The sequence below is a fragment of the Desulfatiferula olefinivorans genome, assembly GCF_054657895.1.
Map to the genome: position 1 here is coordinate 34285 of NZ_BAAHXV010000018.1, position 20579 is coordinate 54863.

Here is a 20579-nt window from a genome sequence, read left to right on the forward strand (position 1 = left end):
GCGGCAAGGGCAAGGTCTATGGTCTCACCGCCCGCCTCGAACTGTTCGTTCACGGCCGTTTTGGTGTTGTTGATCGACAGGCTGAAGGTGCCTGAAAAGGCCACGTTCGGAATGTTCTGAATGGCGATGTCGGCCCGGACCTGCCCGGCGATACCCGCCGTCGTCACCAGCAGGGAACCCGACCCGTTTTCAACCACCACGAAATCCGTGGTGCCGTTGCCCAGGCCCAGACTCACATCCGACGCCGCGATGCGGATCACGTCCCGGGCCACGCCGCCGCTGATTGAGGTGATCTTTTCAAAGGCGAAGTTGCCGGACAGGGTCTGGCCCAGGAGGCTCATCGATACGCCGATGCCTTCCACAGACACACGGGAGTCACCGGCCACGGCGCTCACATGGACCGTTTGTCCGGCCACCACGATATCTTCTTCCAGAACGCCGGTGGCCCTCACGATGATCACGTTGAAGCTGCCGCCGAAACTCACGCCGGGGATGCTGACCGCCACCGAGGCCCCGATGGCGCCCGCCATGCCGTTTCCGGTCACCACCAGAAAGCCGTATCCGTCATGGACGGAAACGATGTCCCCGGCCCCGCCGCCCAGTTTCAGGCTCACATCGGAGGCGCTGATACGGACAACCCGTTCGGCGCCCCGGGTGATCTGTTCAAAGGCGAAATTGCCGGAAAGGGTCTGACCGGCCACGGAAAGGGTCACGCCCATGCCTTCCACCTTAAGGTAGGGACCGGCGGGCAGAGCGAGGGTGATCGTGGACCCGCCCACCTCGAAGACCTGGTCGACGGCCGTACCGGTGGTGTTGACGGCAAGGGCGAAGGTGCCGGCGAAGGTCACGCCGGGAATGTTCTGAATGGCCACATGGGCGCTGAGCCTGCCGGCCATGCCCTGGGGCGAAATCAGCATGGCGCCGGTTCCTTCGGTCACGCTGACAAAGGTGGTGGTGCCGTCGCCCAGGGCAAGGCTCACCTCGCTGGCCGCCATGCGCAGCACGCTGGTGCCTGCGGCCGTGGTGATTTTCTCGAACACGAAATTGCCGGTAAGGGTCTGTTCCAGAATGGTGATCGACAAATCGTCGACCGACACCTTCAGGTAGGGACCCGCGGGCAGGGCCAGGGTCCGGGTTTCGCCGCCCACCGTGAGGCTGGTGTTGACGGCGGCGGTGCCGGTGTTGATGGACACGGTGATGTCATCGGCGGCGGCGGATGCCAGACCCGGAATGGTAATCGTGACCGAGGCGCTGATCTCACCGGCCATGCCTGCGCCGGTCACCAGGAACAGGGCCGAGCCGCCGGTGACGGAGATGATGTCCGTACCGCCCGCGCCGATGATGAGGGACACGTCGGTGGCGCCGATTTTGACCACACGCTGGTTGTTCGCCGTGGCCTGCTCGAAGCTGAAATTGCCGGACAGGGTCTGGCCGAGAACGGTCAGTTGGGCGGCGATCACATCCACCTTCAGGTAGGGACCGGCCGCAAGGTCGAGGGTCAGTGTCTCATCGCCCAGGTCGAAGGACTCGGCCACCGCCGTCCCGGTGTTGTTGAGCAGAAGGGCAAAGGTGCCGGAAACGGAAATGCCCGGGATGGACACGGACACCGAGGCGGACAGGGACCCGGCCAGACCGCCCGGGGTGATCAGGAAGACCCCTTCCCCGCCGGACACGGTCACAAAATCCGTGGTCCCGTTGCCCAGGGAAAGGCCCACGTTGGCCGCCACGATCACGGTGCGGCCGCCGGACTGTTCAAAGGCGAAATCACCGGTGAGCCTCTGGCCCAGAACGGAAAGACTGATGCCCAGGCCCTGGACACGCAGATAGGGACCGGCCGGAACAGAAAGGGTCACGGTGGTGCCGTTCACATCCATGGCATCGTTCACCGCGCCGGCCGTGGTGTTGATCATCAGGCCAAAGCTGCCGCCGAAGGAAACGCCGGGGATGTTCAGGGCCACACTGGCCGAAACGGTTCCCGCCATCCCGGCGGGCGTCAGCAGAAGCGACCCCTGGCCATGGGTCAGGGCCACGGCGGTTCCGAGGGCAAGACTCACATCGGACAGGCCCAGGCGGACGAGTTTCTGCCCGAAGCGGCCGGTGGTCTGTTCAAACACCAGGTTGCCGGAAAGGGTCTGGCCCAGGACGGTCAGGGTGGCGGGATCTCCGGCCGCAAGGCCCTGGACCGCAACCCTCAGATAGGGTCCTGCGGGCAGGTCAAGGGTCAGGGTCTCCCCGCCCACGTCAAGGGTTTCGTCGATCACCCGGTTGGTGGTGTTGATGGCGAGGACCGCGGCCCCTTCCACCGCGATTCCGGGAAGATTCAGGGTCAGGGCCACCTCGATTTGGGCGGCGATGCCGGCCGGAGTCACCAGAAGGGCGCCGCGAGCGATGCTCAACGAGAGAATGTCCGTTACGCCGTCACCGAGGCCCAGGGTCACATCACTGAGACCGATTTTCACCAGCCGCTCACCGTCGGGGGTGGTCAGTTGTTCGAAGGCAATGGATCCCGTCAGGGTCTGGCCTGCAACCGTCAGTCCAAGATGTGCGCCCTCGATCCTGAGGTAGGGCCCGGCCACGAGGTCCAGGGTCACGGTGTCGCCGCCCACGTCGAAGGTCTCATGGACTGCGCCTGCGGTGGTGTTGACGGCCAGGGAAAGATCCCCGGACAGGCTGACACCGGGAATGGTGATCAGAATGCTGCCGCTGATCCTGCCCGCAATCCCGCTGCCGAGAATCACCAATTGGCCCTGGCCCTCAGACAGGCTGACAAAATCGGTCTGGCCGTCGCCCAGACCCACGTAAACGTCGGATGCGGCGATGGTGACGCGGCTGACGCCGCCTTCGGTGATCTGTTCGAAGGCGAAGTTGCCGGAAACGCGCTGGCCCAGAATTCTCAGGTAGGCGTCACGGGCTTCGATCCGCAGGTAGGGCCCCGCCGGTGTGGCCAGGGTGATGGTCCTGCCGCCCAGGACGAACTGCTCGCTTACGGCGACCCCGGTGGTGTTGATCGCAAGGCCGAAGGTGCCGGAGACGGAAACGCCCGGAATGGTGAAGGCCACGTCGCCTGAAAGACGTCCGGCCATGCCCGCATCGGTGAAGATGAAGAGACCTTCCCCGTTGTCCAGGGACGCCACATCCGTGCCCCCCACGGAAAGGCCGAAATGAACGGCACTGGCCGAAAGAGTCATTTTCGTTGACGGCTGATAATTCGGATTGTTCTGGGCCTCGGGACTGCTGTTCACCGCCACCTGTTCAAAGGCGAAGTTGCCCGTGAGGGTCTGACCGAACACGGTCATGGTCATGGCTTCGGCCGAAACCTTCAGGTAGGGGCCCGACGGCAGGGTGACGCCGCCCGCAAGGGTCACATCCTGGGAAAGGGTGTTGATGGACACGGCAAACCCCGACCCGAAGGCGATGTCCGACGAAATGTTGAGGCCGATCGTCCCTGCAATCTGACCGGCCAGACCGCCGTTTTTCATCAGAAGGACGCCGTGGATATCGGTCAGGCTGACCACGCCCCCGCCCAGAGACAGGCTGACGCCCTCGGCCGTGATGGTGGTCAGGGTGAGGCCGTCCACGAGCTGACGTGAAAAGCTGAAGGTTCCGGAAAGGGTCTGGCCGAGAACGGACAGGGTCAGATCGGCACCGGTGAAAGACATGGTGCCATTCGCCACATTGACCCTGACGGAATCCCCTCCCCCACCCACGGCGATGGTTCGGTCCACATCAGCGCCGGTGTTGTTGACCGCGATGACGGCCGTCCCCGACAGCGTCACGCCGGGGATGCCGAGAACCGTCACATCGCCCGTGGCGTAGAAGGCATAGGTGTAGGCTCCGGCCGCACCCTGGCGGACCAGGCCGAACTCTGCGCCGGTCAGGAGAATGCCCCTGGCGGCCGGATTGATTTCGCCTTCGACCAGTCCGGGGCCGTCGCCCATGAACACGTTGGCATTGGCCACGGCCAGGGTGCCGTCGCCGCTCACGGCAAAATCCCCTTCGACCACCACGAAGTCGGCAATGGTGATGCTGGCGCTGCCGAAGAAGGAAAAGACGTCGGTGCCGTCGGCGAACACGATGTCAAAGGAGGCCCCGCCGATCACGATGGTTTCGTTGACGGCCGCCCCGGTCTTGTTGATCCGGAGGCCGAAGCTCCCGCCCACCTCGACGCCGCCGGCGGCGACGGAGGCCTTGCCGGACAGGAAGCCCGCAATACCGGTCGGCTTGAGGACAAAGGCCCCCTCGCCGTCCTCCAGACCCTGGCCGCTGAAGGTCAAACTGATTCCGGACATGGCGATGCGGGTCACGGTTTCCGTCACGCCGCCGCTTTCCCGTGTACTCTGGTCAAAAAAGAAACTTCCGGCAAGGGCCACGCCGTCGCCTTCACCCCCGCCGCCGATGGAAAGCTCCGCGCCGACGATGGCGATCTGGAAATAGGGCCCGGCCTGGACGTCAAGGGTGATGTCGCCGCCGGGCATCTCGAAGGTTTCATGGACCGGATCGGAACCCGTATTGATCCGGATGCCGATGGTGCCGGAATTCAAGGTCAGGCCCGGCAGGTTGTCGACCACGGCGGTCACGGTGAAATCGGCGGCCAGGCCCTTGTCGTTGATCAGCAGACTGCCTTGACCGCCTGTGACGGACACATAGGTGTCGGTTTCCGTGCCCAGGCTCATGGTGACGTTCGACAGCGCCATGCCCAGGGCCGATCCGTCATCGGCGGTGCCGAAGACACCGTCCGCGCCACGGGTCCGGGACTGGACGATCGCCACGTTGCCGGACAGGGTCTGACCGGCAATATCAAGGGCAATGCCCGTCCCCACCAGCCGGAATCCGGCCTCGATGCCACCCTGGACGGCGCCGGTGGTGTTGATCTGAACCAGGAAGGCACCGCTCATCACCACATTGGGAATGGCCACGCCGATGGTGGCGGAGCAGGCCCCGACCATGCCCTGATCGGTCAGGGTGAAGGTGCCTTCGCCTTCGGTGACCTGGATGAAATCCGTGGTGCCGTCACCCAGGCCGATGGACACGGCGCTCATGGCCACGGTCATGCTGCTGCCGCTCTTTTCAAAGGACACGTTGCCCGAAAGGGTCTGGCCGAGAACGGACAGGGAGACGCCCTGCCCCGCCACCTTCAGGTAAGGACCGGCCACAAGGGACAGGGTCCGGGCGACTCCGCCTGTGGTAAAGGTTTCATTGACCGCAGACGCGGTGGTGTTGACGGCAAGGGTGAGGGTCCCGGACAGGCGGATGCCGGAAACGTTCAACGACGGTGTGATTGAGAGACGTCCGGCCATCCCCGCGCCATTGATCATCAGAAGGCCGCTCCCGTCTGAAACGGTCAGAAGCCCGCCCGCGATGCTCGCGGTGACCTCGGAGACCGAAACGGTCACCACCTTGGTGCCGCCCGGTTTCGTGGCCTGTTCGAAGGCGAAGCTGCCGGAAAGGGTCTGGCCCAGCACAGCCAGACGGATGCCGGAGCCCGTCACACTCAGGTAGGGACCGGCGGAAAGGGAAAGGCTCTGGGTGGTGCCGCCCACGGTGATCTGTTCATTCACGGCCACGTTGCCCGTGTTCAGGGCAAGGCCGAAGGCGCCGGCAAAGGACAGGGCGGCCCCGGTGTTCACCGAGACGGACACGGTGAGGCGGCCCGCAAGCCCCGAAGGCGTGAAGACGAAGAAGCCCGAGCCGTTCTGGGCCGTGACCAGGCCCCCGGCCAGGGACAGGGCCACGCCGTCTGCGGCCATCCGCACCCGGGCCGTTGCGCCGGTGCCGGCCTGTTCGAGCACAAAGGAACCGGTCAGGCTCTGGCCCAGCACGGACAGGCGGGCCGGGTCGCCGCCCGCGGTTTCGGACACGGCCACGCGCAGATAGGGACCGGCTGCAAGGGTCACCGTCTCCCCGTTGACCTCAAGGGTCTGTGAGGTCTGGATGGTGTTCAGGCGAAGCTGGATGTTTCCGGACAGGGCAATGTTGGGCACGTTAACCGAAAGGTTCATGGACAAGGCCCCGGCCATGCCCTGGTCGGTCAAGAGGAAGGCCCCGCCGCCTTGGCTCAGGCTGATTTTTCCGCCGCCCAGGGACAGGGTCACGTTGTCCGCCGTCATGCGCACCAGGGTCTGGGCCCCTTCGGTGATTTTTTCGACGGACAGATCCCCCGAAAGCGTCTGGCCCGCCACGGTGAGGGCGATCCCCGTTCCGTCCAGTCTCAGATAAGGCCCGGCAGGCAGAGAGACCGACACCGGCACGCCGTTTACCAGAACCGTGTCACTGACCGACACGGCCCGGGTGTTGATCCGGAGTGCCAGGCTGCCGGAAAGGGAGACCGAGGGGACGTTCAGGGCCACCTGGGCCGACAAGGACCCGGCAAGACCCGCATCGAAGATAAAGAGGGCGCCTGAACCCTCCGTGATGCGGACGATATCCGTGCCGCCCGCGCCAAGGGAAAGGGCGATGCCGCTCGCACCCATCCGGACCAGGCGGGTGCCTTCGGCGTTCTGAATCTGCTCGAAGACAAGATTGCCCGACAGGCTCTGGCCCAGAATGGTCAGGGCCACATTGTTTCCTTCGAGCCTGAAGTACGGTCCGGCGGGCAGGGAGAGGGTCCGCGTAACACCCCCGTCCACAAAGGATTCATTGACCGACAGCGTCTGGGTGTTGATGGAAAGACCGAAGGAACCGGACAGGGACACGCCGCCGGGAATGGCGAAGGTCACGTTGCCGGACAGGGTCCCGGCCAGCCCGGTGGCGTTAAGCACAAAGGCCCCGGAACCATTCGTAAGGGTGAGGATCTCGGTGGTCCCGGCCACCATGGAGACGTTCACACCGCTTGCCGAAAGCCGGATGACCGACCCTCCGGCAGGCGATGTCAACTGCTCCAGGGTAAAATTGCCTGAAAGGGACTGACCGAGGACGGACAGGGTGACGCCCTGCCCTGCAATCCGCATGTAGGGTCCGGCCCGGATGGCCAGGGTCAGGGTTTCCTCGCCGAAGACGATGGTGTCGTTCACCGCCTCGGGGGTGGTGTTGATGGACAGGGTGAAGGTTCCGGCGAAATCCACGGCGGATATCGTTTCGTAGACCGTGGCCGTCAGCACACCGGCCAGGCCGTTGCCGGTAAACAGAAGGCTGCCCGAACCGTCACGGATTCCCACGATGCCCCCGCCCAGAGACAGGGCCACATGGGCGGCTGAAATGCGCATGGCACCGGCATGGGGGCCTTCGGTCACCGTGTCAAAGGCGAAATCCCCGGTGAGACTCTGGCCCAGGATGGACAGCACCGTGTTTTCCACCATAAAAGACAGCACCCGTTCGGGACCGGTGAAGGACACCGCGACCCCGTCACCGCTGGACCCGGCGATGGAAAGGGTTTCATCGATCACCTGGCCGGTGGTGTTGATGCGCACCGTGGCCGTGCCGGAGATGGTGATGTCCGAGAGGCCCACGATGGAAACAGTGCCGGTGGCGACCATGGCATAGGTGTCGCCCATGCGGATCAGGCCGATCCGGGCGTCGGACAGAAGCACGCCCCGGGCCAGGGGATTCATGTCGCCGGTGTCCAGCCGGGCCGGGCCCTGACCCATGAAGATCATCAGGCCGTCACCGGCGAAGACGCTGCGGCCGCCGCTTTCCGTGAAGCTCACGTTGCCTTCGATGGTGACGAAGTCGGCGATGGAAAGGCTCAGGTCGGACACGGAGAAGGAGAACATCTGCCCTTCGGATTCCCCGAAGACAATGGCGATGGACCGGCCGGAAAGGGAGATGGTCTGATTGACGGCGGCGCCGGTGGTGTTGATGCGCAGAATGATGCTGCCCCCTGCGGAGACGGGACCGGCCGCCACGGCGGCATCGCCTGAGATCACACCGGCCACGCCCGAAGTCAGCACCACGAAGGCGCCCGTCCCGCCGGTCAGGCTCTGCTCACCCACGGTGACGGCCATGTCCGAAACGGCAAAACGCACCGTGACGGCGCCCTGTTCATCCTCGCTCCGATCGAAGAACACGTTGCCGGACAGGGTGTTGCCCGCGATGACCACCTGGGCGCCGATAAGGGAGACACGCACATAGGGTCCGGCCTGGACATCGATGCCCAGAAGGCTGTCGCTCATCGGGACCATGGCCGTGTTCATTTCAAAGCGGACCTCACCGCTGTTCACGGTAAGACCGGGCACGGTGAACACCGCCGTCACGGTAAACCGGGCCGCCATGCCCTGGCTGTTTAACATCATGGCCCCGCCGCCGTCGGTGACGGCGATAAAGGTTCCGGTTCCGTCACCCAGAGTCAGGGTCAGATCCGACACGGTGAGCGTGACGAGGGCGCTGCCGTCGGCCGCCGTTCCCTTTTCCACGCTGAAATTGCCGGACAGGCTCTGGCCGAAGGCGGAAAGGGTCACACCGTCACCTTCAAGCCTCAGGAATTTGGCGCCCACGGTGGCCGTGTCCACCTCCAGGGCAAAGGTGCCGCCGAAGGAAACACCCGGAATGAAAAGGGTGGTGGTCAGCCCGTCGATGCGTCCGATGACCCCGGCGGCGGTGATGACGATGCGGCCCGTGGTCAGATGGGCGGCAAGGAAAGCATCGCTGCCGTCACCCAAAGAAAGGCTCACGTTTTCGAGGGTCATCTCGATGCTGCCGCCTGCCCGTGCAAAGCTGAAGTCACCGTGAAGGGTCTGCCCGAACAGGGAGATGCTCACCCCGGTACCGGCCACACGCAGGAAAGGCCCTTCGGGCAGGGCCAGCAGGACCGCTTCGGCTCCCACCACCAGACGTTCGTTCACGGCCGCGCCGGTCTGATTGAGCTGGACGGTAAAGGTGCCGGACACGGTAAGACCGGGAACGGTCACCGCCACCGTGCCTGCAAGTTCACCGGCAAGGCCTTCGGTCGTCAGCATCATGGACCCCCGTCCTGCTGAGAGGGTCACCAGATTGTTGAGGGAAAGCGCCATGTCGGAGGCGCCCAGACGGATCACAGCCGCGCCGGATTCGCTATTCACCTTTTCGATGATCAGGTTTCCGGAAAGGGTCTGGCCGAGGACCGTGAGGGTCATGGCCGTGCCCGACACACGGACATAGGGTCCGGCCGGAAGAATGAGGCTGATGGGGGTTGCCCCGGCGGTGAAGGACTCGTTGACCGCGAAGCCGGTGGTGTTGACCGACAGGCCGAAGGTGCCGCCGAAGGTCACGCCGGGCAGGTTCTGGATGTCGACCCGGGCGGACAGGGCGCCGAACACACCGTCTGCGGTGAGGACGAAGGAGCCTTGGCCCTGGGACAGCAGCACGAAATCGGTCTGGCCGTCACCCAGGGAAAGGGTCACGTTCGATGCGGCCAGGCGCGTCAGGGCGGAACCGTCAACGCGGGTGATCCGCTCCACGGAAAAACTGCCGCTTAAGCTCTGGCCCAGGATGGTCACGGTCACCGGATCACCATCCACTCTGAGGTAGGGACCGGCGGGGAGGATCACCCCCGAGCCCAGATCCACGGAACGTCCTTGGGTGTTCACCACAAGATCGAAGGCGCCGTCAAAGGAAAGGCCGGGAATGGCAGCGGAAAGGCTCACCGAGGCCTGACCGGACAGGCCCTGGCCGGAGACGAGAAGGGTTCCTGCACCGTCCCGGACGGTCACAAGGCCGCCGCCCAGATCCATGGCCACATGGGAGGCGGACACCACGATGGCGCCCGCGCCTTTATCGAAGGCGAAGTTTCCGGTCAGCGTCTGGCCCAGCACGGAGACGATCAGGCCGTCGCCCCGGAAGCTCTTGACCTCGTCCGTCGTCTGGAACCTCACCACCACATCCTCATCGGTGCCGGGGATTTCGAGAATGTCGTCGAGCACCTGGCCGCTGGTGTTGACCCGGACCGTCACGGTGCCGCCCACGGTCACGCCGCCGACCCCGATGAGGGAGACGGTGCCCCGGGCATAGAGGGCATAGCCCGTATCCGAGGTTTTGATGAGGCCCACCACGGCGTCGGTCAGCAAAAGGCCCACGGCGCCGGGATTGAGGCTCCGGTCGGCCATGCGGACCGGTCCGTCACCCATGAAGACCTCGAGACCGTAACCGGCAAACCACTGATAACTCCCGGCGCTGGTGAAGGCAAAGCTGCCTTCGACGGTGATGAAATCGCCGATGGACAGGCTCATGTCGGCCCCGAACACCTGGATAAAGGGGCTGGTACCCGAGGCGGTTTCCGTATCGCTAAACATCACGCTGACCGTCACGCCGCCCACGGTCACGGTTTCGTCCACGGCACCCGCCGTGCCATTGATCCGAAGACCCAGGCTGCCGCCCACGCTGAAACTTCCGGCGGCCACGGCCACATCCCCGGACGCGGTGCCCGCCACGCCCCCGGCGGTGACGACAAAGAGGCCGTCCACATTGACCACCCCGTTGCCCTCATAGGTCAGAGCGCCCTCGGTGACGGCCAGGGTCAGCACAGTACCGCCGTCCGTGGTTTTCTGTTCAAAGGCCAGATTGCCGGTAAGGGCGAGGCCGGAGGCATCCCCGATGGTCACGGCGATATCGGTGCCGGTGACCTTCACATAGGGCCCGGCCGGAAGGGCCAGGTCAAGGGTCTGCCCCCCGTCAAAGGTGACGGTTTCATGGATGGACGTTCCCATGGTGTTGACGGAAAGGGAGAAGGTTCCGGTGACGCCAAGGCCGGGAACCGCCACGGCCACGGTACCCTCAAGCGTTCCGGCCAGACCCGCGCCCCGGACGATCAGGATGCCTTGGGCGTCAGTGACCCTCACCAGATCGGCGGCCAGCGACACGGAGGTGTTGACGGCGGCGATGGTAATCACCCGGTCCCCGTCCTGGGTTTCGCGGTGTTCCACAGCGAAGACACCGGAAAGGGTCTGACCGGCCACGGTCAGATGGGCCAGGTCATCGGGATCGGCCGTAACCTGACCGCCCTGAATCCTGAAATAGGAGGTTGCCGTGTCGATGGACAGGGAGAACAGGCCTCCGAAGGAGAGTCCGGAAAAGCCTGCGGCAAGGTCGATGTTGGACAAGGTTCCGGCAAGGTGACCGCCGCTCATCAGAAGCTCTCCGGCTGCGATATCGGCGCCGATCAGCTCGACGCTGCCGTCGCCCAGGCCCAGATGGACGTCGCTGACGTCGACGCGCACATCTTCCCCGACGGTTTCGACGGCAAAACTTCCGGAAAGAACCTGTCCGAGGACATGGAGTTCCACGTTGTCCCCGCCGAAACGGTTGACCCCGGCGGCAAGGGCAAGGGTTTTCGTCACAGCGCCCACGGTGAGACTCCGGTTCACGGCCTGGGCCAGATTATTGTACTGCATGCCCAGACGCCCGGAAAAGGTCAGACCGGGAACACCGACCACCTGGGCCGTGCCCGAGGCCTCGAAGGCGAAGGCGCCGGGAGCGAGCAGCATCATCAGATCGGCACCGTCGACCGATACGCCCAGGGTTCGGGCACCGTTACCCGCAAACAACGAGACATCCGAGGCGGCGATCAGGACGCGGGTGTTGCCGTCGATCGTGGTTTTTTCAATGGCGACGCTGCCGGTAAGCGATCCCAGGGGGGTGACCAGAGTCACGAGGTCCGCACCGAACCGGCTGACCCCGGATGCGACGCGAAGGGCCACCGCCGTCCCACCGGCCGTGACGGTGCGGTCAATGTCCTGACCCAGGCCGTTGTGCTGGACAGACAGATTGCCGGTAACGGTCAGACCACCCACACCCATAATCGATGCGGCGCCCTGGGCACCCAAGGCCACAGCCCCGTCGGCCCGGATCAGAAGGGCCAGGTCCGCGCCGGTCACCCGGACGCCCAGACTGCCGTCGTCGGTGCCGGTAAAAAAGGTGATGCCGGTGCCGGCGGCCACAACACTTTGATCCGCCGGATCATTTTCAAAGGAGAAGGAACCGGACAGGGAGGCGACGGGGGTCGTAAGGACCAGGGTGTCACCCGTGAAGCAGCGGAGCGTCCCCTCGCCCGCGCCAAAAACAAGATCACGAAGATGCCCGTCCACCGTGAGGGTTTCGGTGATATCCTCGCGTCCGGTGGTGTTGATGCGCAGGGAAAGGGCACCGGAAAGGGCCAGAAGGTTGCCTGGCGTCAGAAGGGTGACGTCGCCCCGGGCGTCGGCGGCGTAGGTGCCGTCATCGAAAATCATCATGGCCAGGGAGGCGCCTGAAAGACCGAGACCGGCACGGCCGGACACGCCGAGGAAGGTGCTTGCGTCGGCGGCGCCGATGCGGATCACGCCGGACGACTGTTCCAGGTAAAAGCGGCCGGAAAGATCGACAAAGCCTGCGATGCCCAGGACGGCCGACCCGGATATTCGGACAAAGCTGTCGGCATCACGGTAATCGAACACCGCGCCTGCGATGGTTTCCTGGACGGTGATGCCGGTGTTCACCTCGACGGCAAGGGATGCTGAAAGGGTCAGGGCGTCGATGCCGGAAAGAACCGCCGTGCCCGAGGCCGATCCGGCCATGCCGCCTGCGGTCAGGGCAAAGGCGCCGCTGCCGCCGGACAGGGTCAGGGCCACCCCGCCGCTTTCGAGGGACACGTTCAGGTTGTTTACGACAATAAAAAGGATGGCATCGCCGTTTTCACGGTAGGCCTGCTCCAGGGTGAACCGGCCGGTGAGGGTCTGGGACAGCACGGTCAGGGCGATGGCTTCGCCTTCCAGCCGGAAGAACGGTCCGGCCCGGACGCTGATCTGCACCGTAACGCCGCCGGGCAGGGTCACATCGTGATACACCGCCGACGTGCCGGTGTTGACGGCAAGGGACATGAGGGAATCGAGATGAACAAGGCCGGGCTGGTCCACACGGACCCGGGCCTGAAGGGTGCCTGCTGTCCCTGCGGCGGACAGGGCGACGACACCGTCGATGTCCGTGACCGAGGCCAGGGTCGCGCCGCCGTTTGCAAAGGTCATCGATGCATCGTCGACCATCAGCACGATCAGACTCTGGTCATCGGCGGTGACGGTTTTCGCAAAGGCAAAGATGCCGGAAAGGGTCTGACCGGAAAGAGTCACCTGAACCGGCGCGCCCACCGTTCCGGCGACGACCGAAAGGTCCGTGCCGTCGATGGTGAGACTGACGGTTCCGCTAAGACCAAGACCCGTCACGGGGTTCACCGTGATCTGGGCCGAGGCCGTACCGCTGATGCCCGAGGCGGACAATTCAAAGGCGCCCGTTCCCCCGGTCAGGGACACCAGGCGGGTGCCGCCGCTTGAAAAGATCAGGGACACCTGCGCAAAGGACAGGGCGATGCGGGTGTCCGTGCCCGTTCTCACGTCAACGGCGACATTGGCCGTCAGGCTCTGACCGGAAACGGTCAGGGTCACAGAGGTTCCCGCGATTCTCAAAAATTCCGTGTCGGTCAAGGCAATGGACACGGTGCGGGTGCCCAGGGTAAAGGTCCGGTTGACCGGAGCGCTGCCGGTGTTCACCTGAAGCCTGAACGCGCCGGAGAAATCCACCCCCGGCACCTGAACGGACAGGGACAGGGCAAGATCACCGGAAAGGCCCTGGTTATCTAACAGGAAAACGCCCTCACCGTCACAGGCCGTGGCCAGCGGTGCGGCATCGCTTCCCAGCGTGAGGCTGATTCCGGAAAGAAGGACGGCCACGTCGCCTGCCGCCGTCTGTTCAAGGCCCACATCACCGGTCAGGGTGTTGCCGTAAACGGACAAGGTCACGTTTTCGCCCGTCACCCGGACATAGGCCCCGGCCGGAAGGTCAAGAACGAGGTCATGGGTGTCACCGCCCACCGTGACACTCACGCTGCGGCTGACCGGCGAGGCCATGGTGTTCACGGAAAGGCCGAAGCCCCCGCCAAACACGACATCCGGTGAGGCGTTCACGGTGATGTCCGCGCTCATGGTCCCTGCGATGCCGCCTTGGTTCATCACGAACAGGCCGCTCTGCCCCGCGCTCTGGCTGAGGGTGACGAGACCTGAGCCGAGATCCAGGGTCACACCGGTGAAAAAGAGGGTAAAGAGGGTCTCGCCGCTGTCGTCGGCCATCCGGTCCAGAGACACGGTGCCCCGGATCACCTGGCCCAGAACCGTAAGATCCAGAGTGCCTGAAAAACTGCGGGCATCTGCGGCCACGGTGCGGGTGGTGCCGCCTGCTATGGACAGGATCTGCTCCGACCCGGTGTTGTTGAAGCGGATCACCGCCGTGCCCGACAGGGCCACATCACCTGAGACACCCAGAATGGACACCTGGCCTTCGGCATACAGGGCATAGAGGTTGTCCGGGGTCCGGGTCAGCCCCACCACGGCATCGGAAAGCAGAAAGCCCCGGGCCGAGGGGTTGATCACGAAGCCGTCCGGCGCGTCGGCACTGGGAATCCGGGCCGGTCCCTGGCCCATGAACAGACTGAGGCCTGCGCCGGAAAAGGCGTTGTTGGTAAACTGGATGTCCTCACCCTCGATGGTGACAAAGCCGCCCAGGTTAAGGGTCAGGTCCGATCCGAACAACATCAGATAGGGCGTGCCGCCCACGGCTGCCTCGGCGGGTGCCGTAAAGGTGATCCTTACCGTCGTTCCTGCCATGACGATCGTTTCATCAAAGGATTGGGTGGTGGTGTTGATGCGCAGGCCGATGCTGCCTCCGGCCGAAAATCCGCCCCCTGCCCCGTCACCGACAAAGGCGACCTCACCGGCCAGGGTTCCGGCCACGCCGTCTGCGACCACGATCAAGGCCCCTTCGGCACCGCTGATGCCGTTGCCGTCATAGGTCAGCGAGGCACCGGATACGGCCAGACGGGTGATCAGGCTGTCATCGGCCCGCCTGCTCTGGTCGATGGCCACATGGCCGGTGATGCTGATGCCGCTGATGCCCATCACCACATTCATCGCCTGGATGCGGACATAGGGCCCGGTGGGAAGGGAGAGCGTCAGGGTATCGCCGCCAAGAACCAGGCTCTCGTTCACGGAAACGGCGGTGGTGTTGATCTGAACGGTCACATCGGCGTCGGCCAGGGTGACGCCGGGCAGACTGAATCCGGCCGTGGCCGTCATGGACCCGGCGAGGCCCAGGCTGTTGAACAAAAAGACCCCTTCCCCGCCCGTCACACTGGCCCGTCCGTTCATATCGAGGGTCATGCCGCTCAGAGCCATACGGACCCGGGTCTCGCCGCCGTCGTCGGTCAGCTGGTCGATCACCAGATTGCCGGAAAGGGTCTGACCGGCCACGGTCAGGTGAATGGACGTGCCTGTGATGTCAAAGGTCTTGTCCGTCGCGGATCGGGTATCGATGGACACATCGAAGAGACCGGTGAACGTCACGCCCGGAACCTGGGCCGTCAAAGCGGCGCCCGTGACCGACCCGGCCATGCCCTCGGCTGAAAACGTCAGGGCCACGGTGCCGCCGGCGATCTGGACGAAGGGGGCGTTTCCATCGCCCAGGGTCAGCCTCAGATTGACGGCGACAAGATCCACCAGGGTGTCACCGCCTTCGGTCTGACGGGCGTCAAAGGTGAAACGGTCCGCTGAAAGCGAAACGCCGAGAACAGAAACCAGGGCGTCGGTCAGTTCCGCCTGGATAAAAAAACCGTCCGGATCGGCGCCGGCCACGGCCACCCCGGCCAGGTCCGCAAAGGCACTCTGGGTGGTGTTGAATCGAACGGCGAGCTGCATGGCGTCTCCGCCCAGAACGATGTCATCGCCGAAATCGGGGGTCACAAGGGCGCCGTGGACCAGAGCGCCGGCCACGCCGTCTTCGGTGAAGACCCACGCGAAATCGGCGTCTTCCAGTCCGATGACCCGTGTGGTTCCGGCTTTCAGCACGCAATCGAGATTCTCACCGCCCACGGTGACGGTACTGCCCGACGCTTCAAAGACCAGGCTGTCGGCGGTGAAGGCGTTATTAAACAAGGTAAACATCGCCGGGCGGATAACCGCCCGCACATACCCTGCCCCGCTGCCTGCGGCAAGGGACACGGTGTCACCGCCCACCGTGATGGTGGCGGCATCGGTCAGGGTGTTGATCAGAAGGGACACGGTTCCGGACAAAACGATGCCCGGCAGGTCGGGACCCTGAACCTGGGCGTTGATCAGGGCGCCGCTGACGCCGTTTTCAGTAAACCTGAGGGCCACATCCGCGTCAGTCAGGCCGATAATGCGGGTAACTCCGGCGGACAGCATGCTACTCACACTCTGCCCGAGGACCGTCACGGCATCGCCGTGTTTTTCAAAGGTGAAGCGGTCGGCGCTGAGGCTCTGACCGAGAAGGGTGAACGAGGCTGCGTTCACATCCACCCTCACATAACCGGCCTCGCTTCCTGAGACAGTGTAGGACGTCGCCCCCAGCGTCAGGGTCTGATCAAGGGCCCCGGTGTTCACCCGAAGGATCAGGGAACCGTCAAGCGTCATATCGGGGAGGTCCGGACCCAGGAAGGTGTCGACCGTTGCCACACCCGTCAGAGCGGATTCCGTGAACACGAAAGATGCGGAGCCGCCGGTGATCCCGATGATCCGGGTGGTTCCGGCTTCGATCAGGACGTCGAGGTTTTCGACGGAAAGGCTGACCCGGCTGCCGCTGATTTCAAGGGTGAGGCGGTCGGCGGTCAGCCGTGCGCCCAGCACCGTGAGGGTCGCCGGGGCATCGGGTGCGGTTTCACCGATCTCGATGCGGAAGTAGGAGGAGTCAGCCGCTGCGGCAGTCACCGTGATGGTTTCCCCGGCTACGTCATCGAAGGTCTGGGCGGTTTCGGTGGTATTGAAGACCAGACGGAGCGCGCCTTCCAGAGCCACATCGGCAAGATCCGGTCCCGTGAACGCGGCCACCGTCAGCGCACCGGCGATACCGGATTCGGTAAAACGGAAGGCAAAGGACGCATCATCGATGCCGATGATGCGGCGGGTTCCGGCCCGGAGGATGAAATCCAGATTTGAGCCCGTGACGTTCACGGTCTCACCGTCTTTTTCAAAAACAAGCGTTTCGGCGGTAAGCCGGTTGCCCATGACGGTGATCACTGCATTGTCGAGCAGGGCCCGGACATAGGACCCGGAGGCCGCCGCCGTGACCGTCATCGGGGTACCACCGATGTCGAATGTCTGCTCGATGGCGGTGGTATTGATCACAAGGGCCGCCGTTCCGGAAAGGGTGATGTCGCCGCCGAAATCCGGTCCCAGAAAAACGGCATGGCTGACGGCGCCGATGATGCCGTCCGGCGTAAGGATAAAGGCGAAGTCTGCCTGCTGAAGGGCGAGAATCCTCTGGGTGCCAAGACGCAGACGGAAGGACAGGTTGGACCCGGCCACATTCACGCGGCCGGCGTCACCTTCGGTCTGTTCGAATGCAAAGGCATCGGCGCTGAGAGAAAATCCCAGGACGTTCATCACGGCCTGGGTGACGGTAAGCCGCAGGTAGTCGCCCGAGGCCAGCGTCAGGGTGACCGTCCGTCCGGCCACGATCATGGAGCCGCTGACGGCGGCGTTCGTGGTATTGACCGAAAGGGAAACGGTTCCGGACAGATCCAGATCGCCGTGGGTCAGCGCAGCCGATCCCGTCATGGTTCCGGCCAGACCCGCACCGGACAGAAGAAACAGCCCCTCTGACCCGGTCATGGAAACAAGGCCGCTGCCCAGCGTGAAGGCGCCGTCCTGGGTGTAGGCCACAGCCGTCACGGCGTCTCCGCCGGTGTTGTGGGTCTGCTCGATCACAAAGGCACCGGACAACACCACATCATTAATATTAAGGGTCGCTCCGCCGATCTCGACCCGGACAAAGGGGCCCGCCGGCAGAACCAGGGCTGCGCCGCCCACCGTGCGGTCCACGGCCTGCCCCAGGGTATTCACGGCAAGACGAATCTGACCGCTAAAGGACAGGCCGCCCACGGATAGGGACGCACCGGGCACGGTCAGGCGTCCGGCCATGCCGCCGTCATCGATCATAAGAACGCCCTCGATGCCGGTGAGCTGGACCAGGGTGCCTGTGGCATCGGCCACGGCAAAGATTCCATCGGTCAAAGCGGCTTCGAGTCCACCCTCTGCCGACATTGAAAAGCTGACATCCCCCTCAAGGGTCTGGCCAAGAACGGTCAGGCCAAGATGGGCAGAAAAGGACCGACTGCCCGCGGTGATCGTAAGGGATGAGGCGTCGGGAAGGATCACGTTCTGATCGGACGCCGTGTTGTTGAACCGGATTGCAGCCCCGGTCATGTCCGCGCCAAGCCCGCTCACACCGAGAAGGCCGGCGTTCCCTTCCGCGTAAAAGACAAACTCCCCATCGGCCGGTGAGTAAAGTCCAACGGTGGCATCGGTGATAAGGACGCCAAGCGCATTGGGATTCACCGTGGTCGCATCGATGTAAGCCGGTCCGTTTCCGAAGAAAACAAGGGCGTTATCTGCCGAGAACCGGCCGTCACCGTCCAGGGTGACGGTTCCTTCGATAACCACAAAATCACCGATCCGAAAGGTTCCGGTTCCGAAAAATTCAAAGACATCGGAAGATGTCGTAAACCGGATGCGCGTGGTTTCCGTGCCGATCACAAGCGTTTCGTCCACGGGTGCGCCGGTGAGGTTGATCCGCAGACCTGCGGTGGCCTCGCCCATGGTTCCCGACGCCACACCGGCCAGCCCCCGGGAGGTGATGACGAAGGCCCCACGGCCCGAGGCGAGCGCCTGTCCACCGATGGTCACAGACAGTTCCATGGCAGCCATCCGCACCGTGGTCACACCGGATGCCGCCGTGCGCTGGTCGAAATAAAAATCACCGGAAAGGGCGCGGCCCGCATCCTGATTCAACGTGACCGAAGCGTTTTCCGCTTCGAGTTTCACATAGGGACCGGCGGCAAGAAGAATCGCACCACCATCGAGACTCACGTCCACACCCCGCGTGTTGACCAGCACATTCACCGTGGCGGCATCGATTTCAAATCCGTCGATGGAAAATGATGCAGCCGCATTGTCAACCCGGCCTGCCACACCGCCTGATGACAAAAACAAAACCGCTGCATCGATATGCACACTGACAAAATCCGCTGTTCCGCTTCCAAGTTTGAGATCCGAATCAGATACATTAATCTGAACGGATTCATTTTCTTTTTCAAAAATAAAATTTCCGGAAAGCGATTGACCGGAAAGAACAACCGAACCCGCCATGCCGATTCTTAAAAATGAATTTTCATTTTGCGTGGTGTCGATTGAAATTTCAAAAGCGCCGCTGCCTGAAAAATTTTCAAGGCCCGCAACAAAATTTTCACGGAGCGCAACTGCGATGGTCGATGTCACACCCTGCGCAGTGAGAATCATCGAACCGCTTCCGTAAAAATCAAAAACGGTTTTGTCATCGACGGAAATCAAAATCGATTCTATGTTTGCAGAAATCGAAACATCATTTCCGTTTTTTAAAAATTCAAAGTCGCCATCGATAATTTGATTGTGAACATTCACAATGCCGTCGAAAAAAATCCGAACATAAACATCGGTTTCGGACAGGGCGACAAGAGAACGTGCCAGTGTTTCGTCACCGATCTGTGTGACGAGTTCGCCGGTGGTGTTCACATCGAGTTCAAAGGAACCGCCGGCGTCGAAATCAAACCCGCTGACTTCCGATCCGGAGGTCAAAACAAGATCGGCATGTCCGGCGACGCCCCGTGAGTTGATCATGAGCGATCCTTCGCCGGAGAATTCGGCGAGGCGGACAGAATCCACACCCGCTGTACCGGCAGAGAAGTTCAACCGGTCGATGACGGCATGGGCGAGAACGATGCCGCCGGAGCGCGTGAAGGTAAACGTTCCCTCGATAACCTGCTCCCGGATGTCCCAGGAGCCGGTGACTGTCGCCGTCTCGGACACACCGGCCATGACGGCGGCCAGAGCGTCTTTCATACCGGCGTCGCCGGTGACGGTAAGCGTGACATCCTCCGGTGCGTCGGTGACCGTGAGAACCAGACCGGTGTCGGTGAATTCCGGCGTCAAAAGGCGAATGAGGGTATCGCCGCTGTAGATGCCCAGGCCCTCGTAGGCGGCAAAGTCATCGCCCTCGGCCAGACTGCCGAAGGTGATGAGGGTAAAACTCATGCCCGACTCAGGGGTGAAACCGTTTCCAAGAACGATGCGAAGGGTGGCCAGATCGCCCAGAGTCAGGGTGCCGCCGATCTCCATCACATCATAGTATCCGCCCTCATGGGATTCGGCGGTGGCGGGTTCAGTGCCCCAGAGTTCCATTTCCAGAATGCCGTTTTCGGTATGATCACCGGTGATGGTGATTTTGCCGGGAGAGTTGCCGGGGCTTGTGATCCCATGGTTGACCACATCCCCATCGATGGTCCCGCAACCGGACAGACGACTGCCGCGATCAATGACAAGATCGCCGTCTAACGTTGAATCGGGTGTAAGGATGATGTGGTGTGATGCGGTTGCATCGACGGTTTGGGGGGAAGCGGATGAGCGGCTATATAATAAGGTAGAAACCGGGGCCTCGGAAGGGGGATCCACGGCGTTATTGAAAAAATCATAGACGGCCTTGTACACCACCGAACTTGAAAAACCGTCACCCACGGCGGCGGGATCATCGACGGCCGGTTCATCAGCCGGGCTGTCGGCCGAAAATGCCAGGGCCGCGCGGGGGATGTCCGGAAGGGTGGC

General features: G+C 63.3%; 17 protein-coding genes. All 17 read left to right on the top strand.

What is annotated here, in order from left to right; translation table 11 throughout:
• The first annotated feature begins 395 nt into the window (after positions 1-395).
• The 17 genes from ACYQ11_RS13385 to ACYQ11_RS13465 all read left to right on the top strand — a co-directional run bounded on the left by ACYQ11_RS13385 (position 396) and on the right by ACYQ11_RS13465 (position 20312).
• Positions 396-3068: a hypothetical protein gene (locus ACYQ11_RS13385; protein WP_459924302.1), complete on the top strand. Its 2673-nt coding sequence runs from the start codon at positions 396-398 to the stop codon at positions 3066-3068.
• 868 nt (positions 3069-3936) lie between these two features.
• Positions 3937-4434, top strand: a complete 498-nt coding sequence (locus ACYQ11_RS13390; RefSeq protein ID WP_459924303.1) for a hypothetical protein — start codon at positions 3937-3939, stop codon at positions 4432-4434.
• Positions 4435-4487: 53 nt separating this feature from the next.
• Positions 4488-5282, top strand: coding sequence for a hypothetical protein (locus ACYQ11_RS13395; RefSeq protein ID WP_459924304.1), 795 nt, complete (start codon positions 4488-4490; stop codon positions 5280-5282).
• A gap of 244 nt (positions 5283-5526) precedes the next feature.
• Positions 5527-5874: a hypothetical protein gene (locus ACYQ11_RS13400; protein WP_459924305.1), complete on the top strand. Its 348-nt coding sequence runs from the start codon at positions 5527-5529 to the stop codon at positions 5872-5874.
• Positions 5875-6050: 176 nt separating this feature from the next.
• Positions 6051-6401, top strand: coding sequence for a hypothetical protein (locus ACYQ11_RS13405; protein ID WP_459924306.1), 351 nt, complete (start codon positions 6051-6053; stop codon positions 6399-6401).
• 810 nt (positions 6402-7211) lie between these two features.
• Positions 7212-7856, top strand: a complete 645-nt coding sequence (locus ACYQ11_RS13410; protein ID WP_459924307.1) for a hypothetical protein — start codon at positions 7212-7214, stop codon at positions 7854-7856.
• A 229-nt stretch (positions 7857-8085) separates the two neighbouring features.
• Entirely contained in the window at positions 8086-8664 is a 579-nt protein-coding gene (locus tag ACYQ11_RS13415) for a hypothetical protein (protein ID WP_459924308.1), read from the top strand.
• Positions 8665-9488: 824 nt separating this feature from the next.
• Positions 9489-12158 carry a hypothetical protein gene (locus ACYQ11_RS13420; protein ID WP_459924309.1) on the top strand — a complete coding sequence of 890 codons (2670 nt, stop codon included), beginning with the start codon at positions 9489-9491 and terminating at the stop codon, positions 12156-12158.
• A 564-nt stretch (positions 12159-12722) separates the two neighbouring features.
• Positions 12723-13211 (top strand): hypothetical protein, encoded by a 489-nt coding sequence (locus ACYQ11_RS13425; RefSeq protein WP_459924310.1) that lies wholly within the window; start codon positions 12723-12725, stop codon positions 13209-13211.
• Positions 13212-13749: 538 nt separating this feature from the next.
• Positions 13750-14229, top strand: a complete 480-nt coding sequence (locus ACYQ11_RS13430) for a hypothetical protein (RefSeq protein WP_459924311.1) — start codon at positions 13750-13752, stop codon at positions 14227-14229.
• Between the two features lie 329 nt (positions 14230-14558).
• Positions 14559-15332 (top strand): hypothetical protein, encoded by a 774-nt coding sequence (locus ACYQ11_RS13435; RefSeq protein ID WP_459924312.1) that lies wholly within the window; start codon positions 14559-14561, stop codon positions 15330-15332.
• A gap of 345 nt (positions 15333-15677) precedes the next feature.
• On the top strand, positions 15678-16271 hold the full coding sequence (locus ACYQ11_RS13440) for a hypothetical protein (protein WP_459924313.1): 594 nt from the start codon (positions 15678-15680) through the stop codon (positions 16269-16271).
• Between the two features lie 858 nt (positions 16272-17129).
• Positions 17130-17546, top strand: coding sequence for a hypothetical protein (locus ACYQ11_RS13445; RefSeq protein WP_459924314.1), 417 nt, complete (start codon positions 17130-17132; stop codon positions 17544-17546).
• Between the two features lie 87 nt (positions 17547-17633).
• The gene (locus ACYQ11_RS13450) at positions 17634-17831 is read left to right on the top strand and encodes a hypothetical protein (protein WP_459924315.1); all 198 of its coding nucleotides are present in this window, start codon (positions 17634-17636) and stop codon (positions 17829-17831) included.
• A 637-nt stretch (positions 17832-18468) separates the two neighbouring features.
• Positions 18469-18696: a hypothetical protein gene (locus ACYQ11_RS13455; RefSeq protein ID WP_459924316.1), complete on the top strand. Its 228-nt coding sequence runs from the start codon at positions 18469-18471 to the stop codon at positions 18694-18696.
• 674 nt (positions 18697-19370) lie between these two features.
• Complete coding sequence (locus ACYQ11_RS13460; protein ID WP_459924317.1) at positions 19371-19589, top strand: hypothetical protein; 219 nt, start codon at positions 19371-19373, stop codon at positions 19587-19589.
• A 96-nt stretch (positions 19590-19685) separates the two neighbouring features.
• On the top strand, positions 19686-20312 hold the full coding sequence (locus ACYQ11_RS13465; protein ID WP_459924318.1) for a hypothetical protein: 627 nt from the start codon (positions 19686-19688) through the stop codon (positions 20310-20312).
• Positions 20313-20579 lie beyond the last annotated feature (267 nt).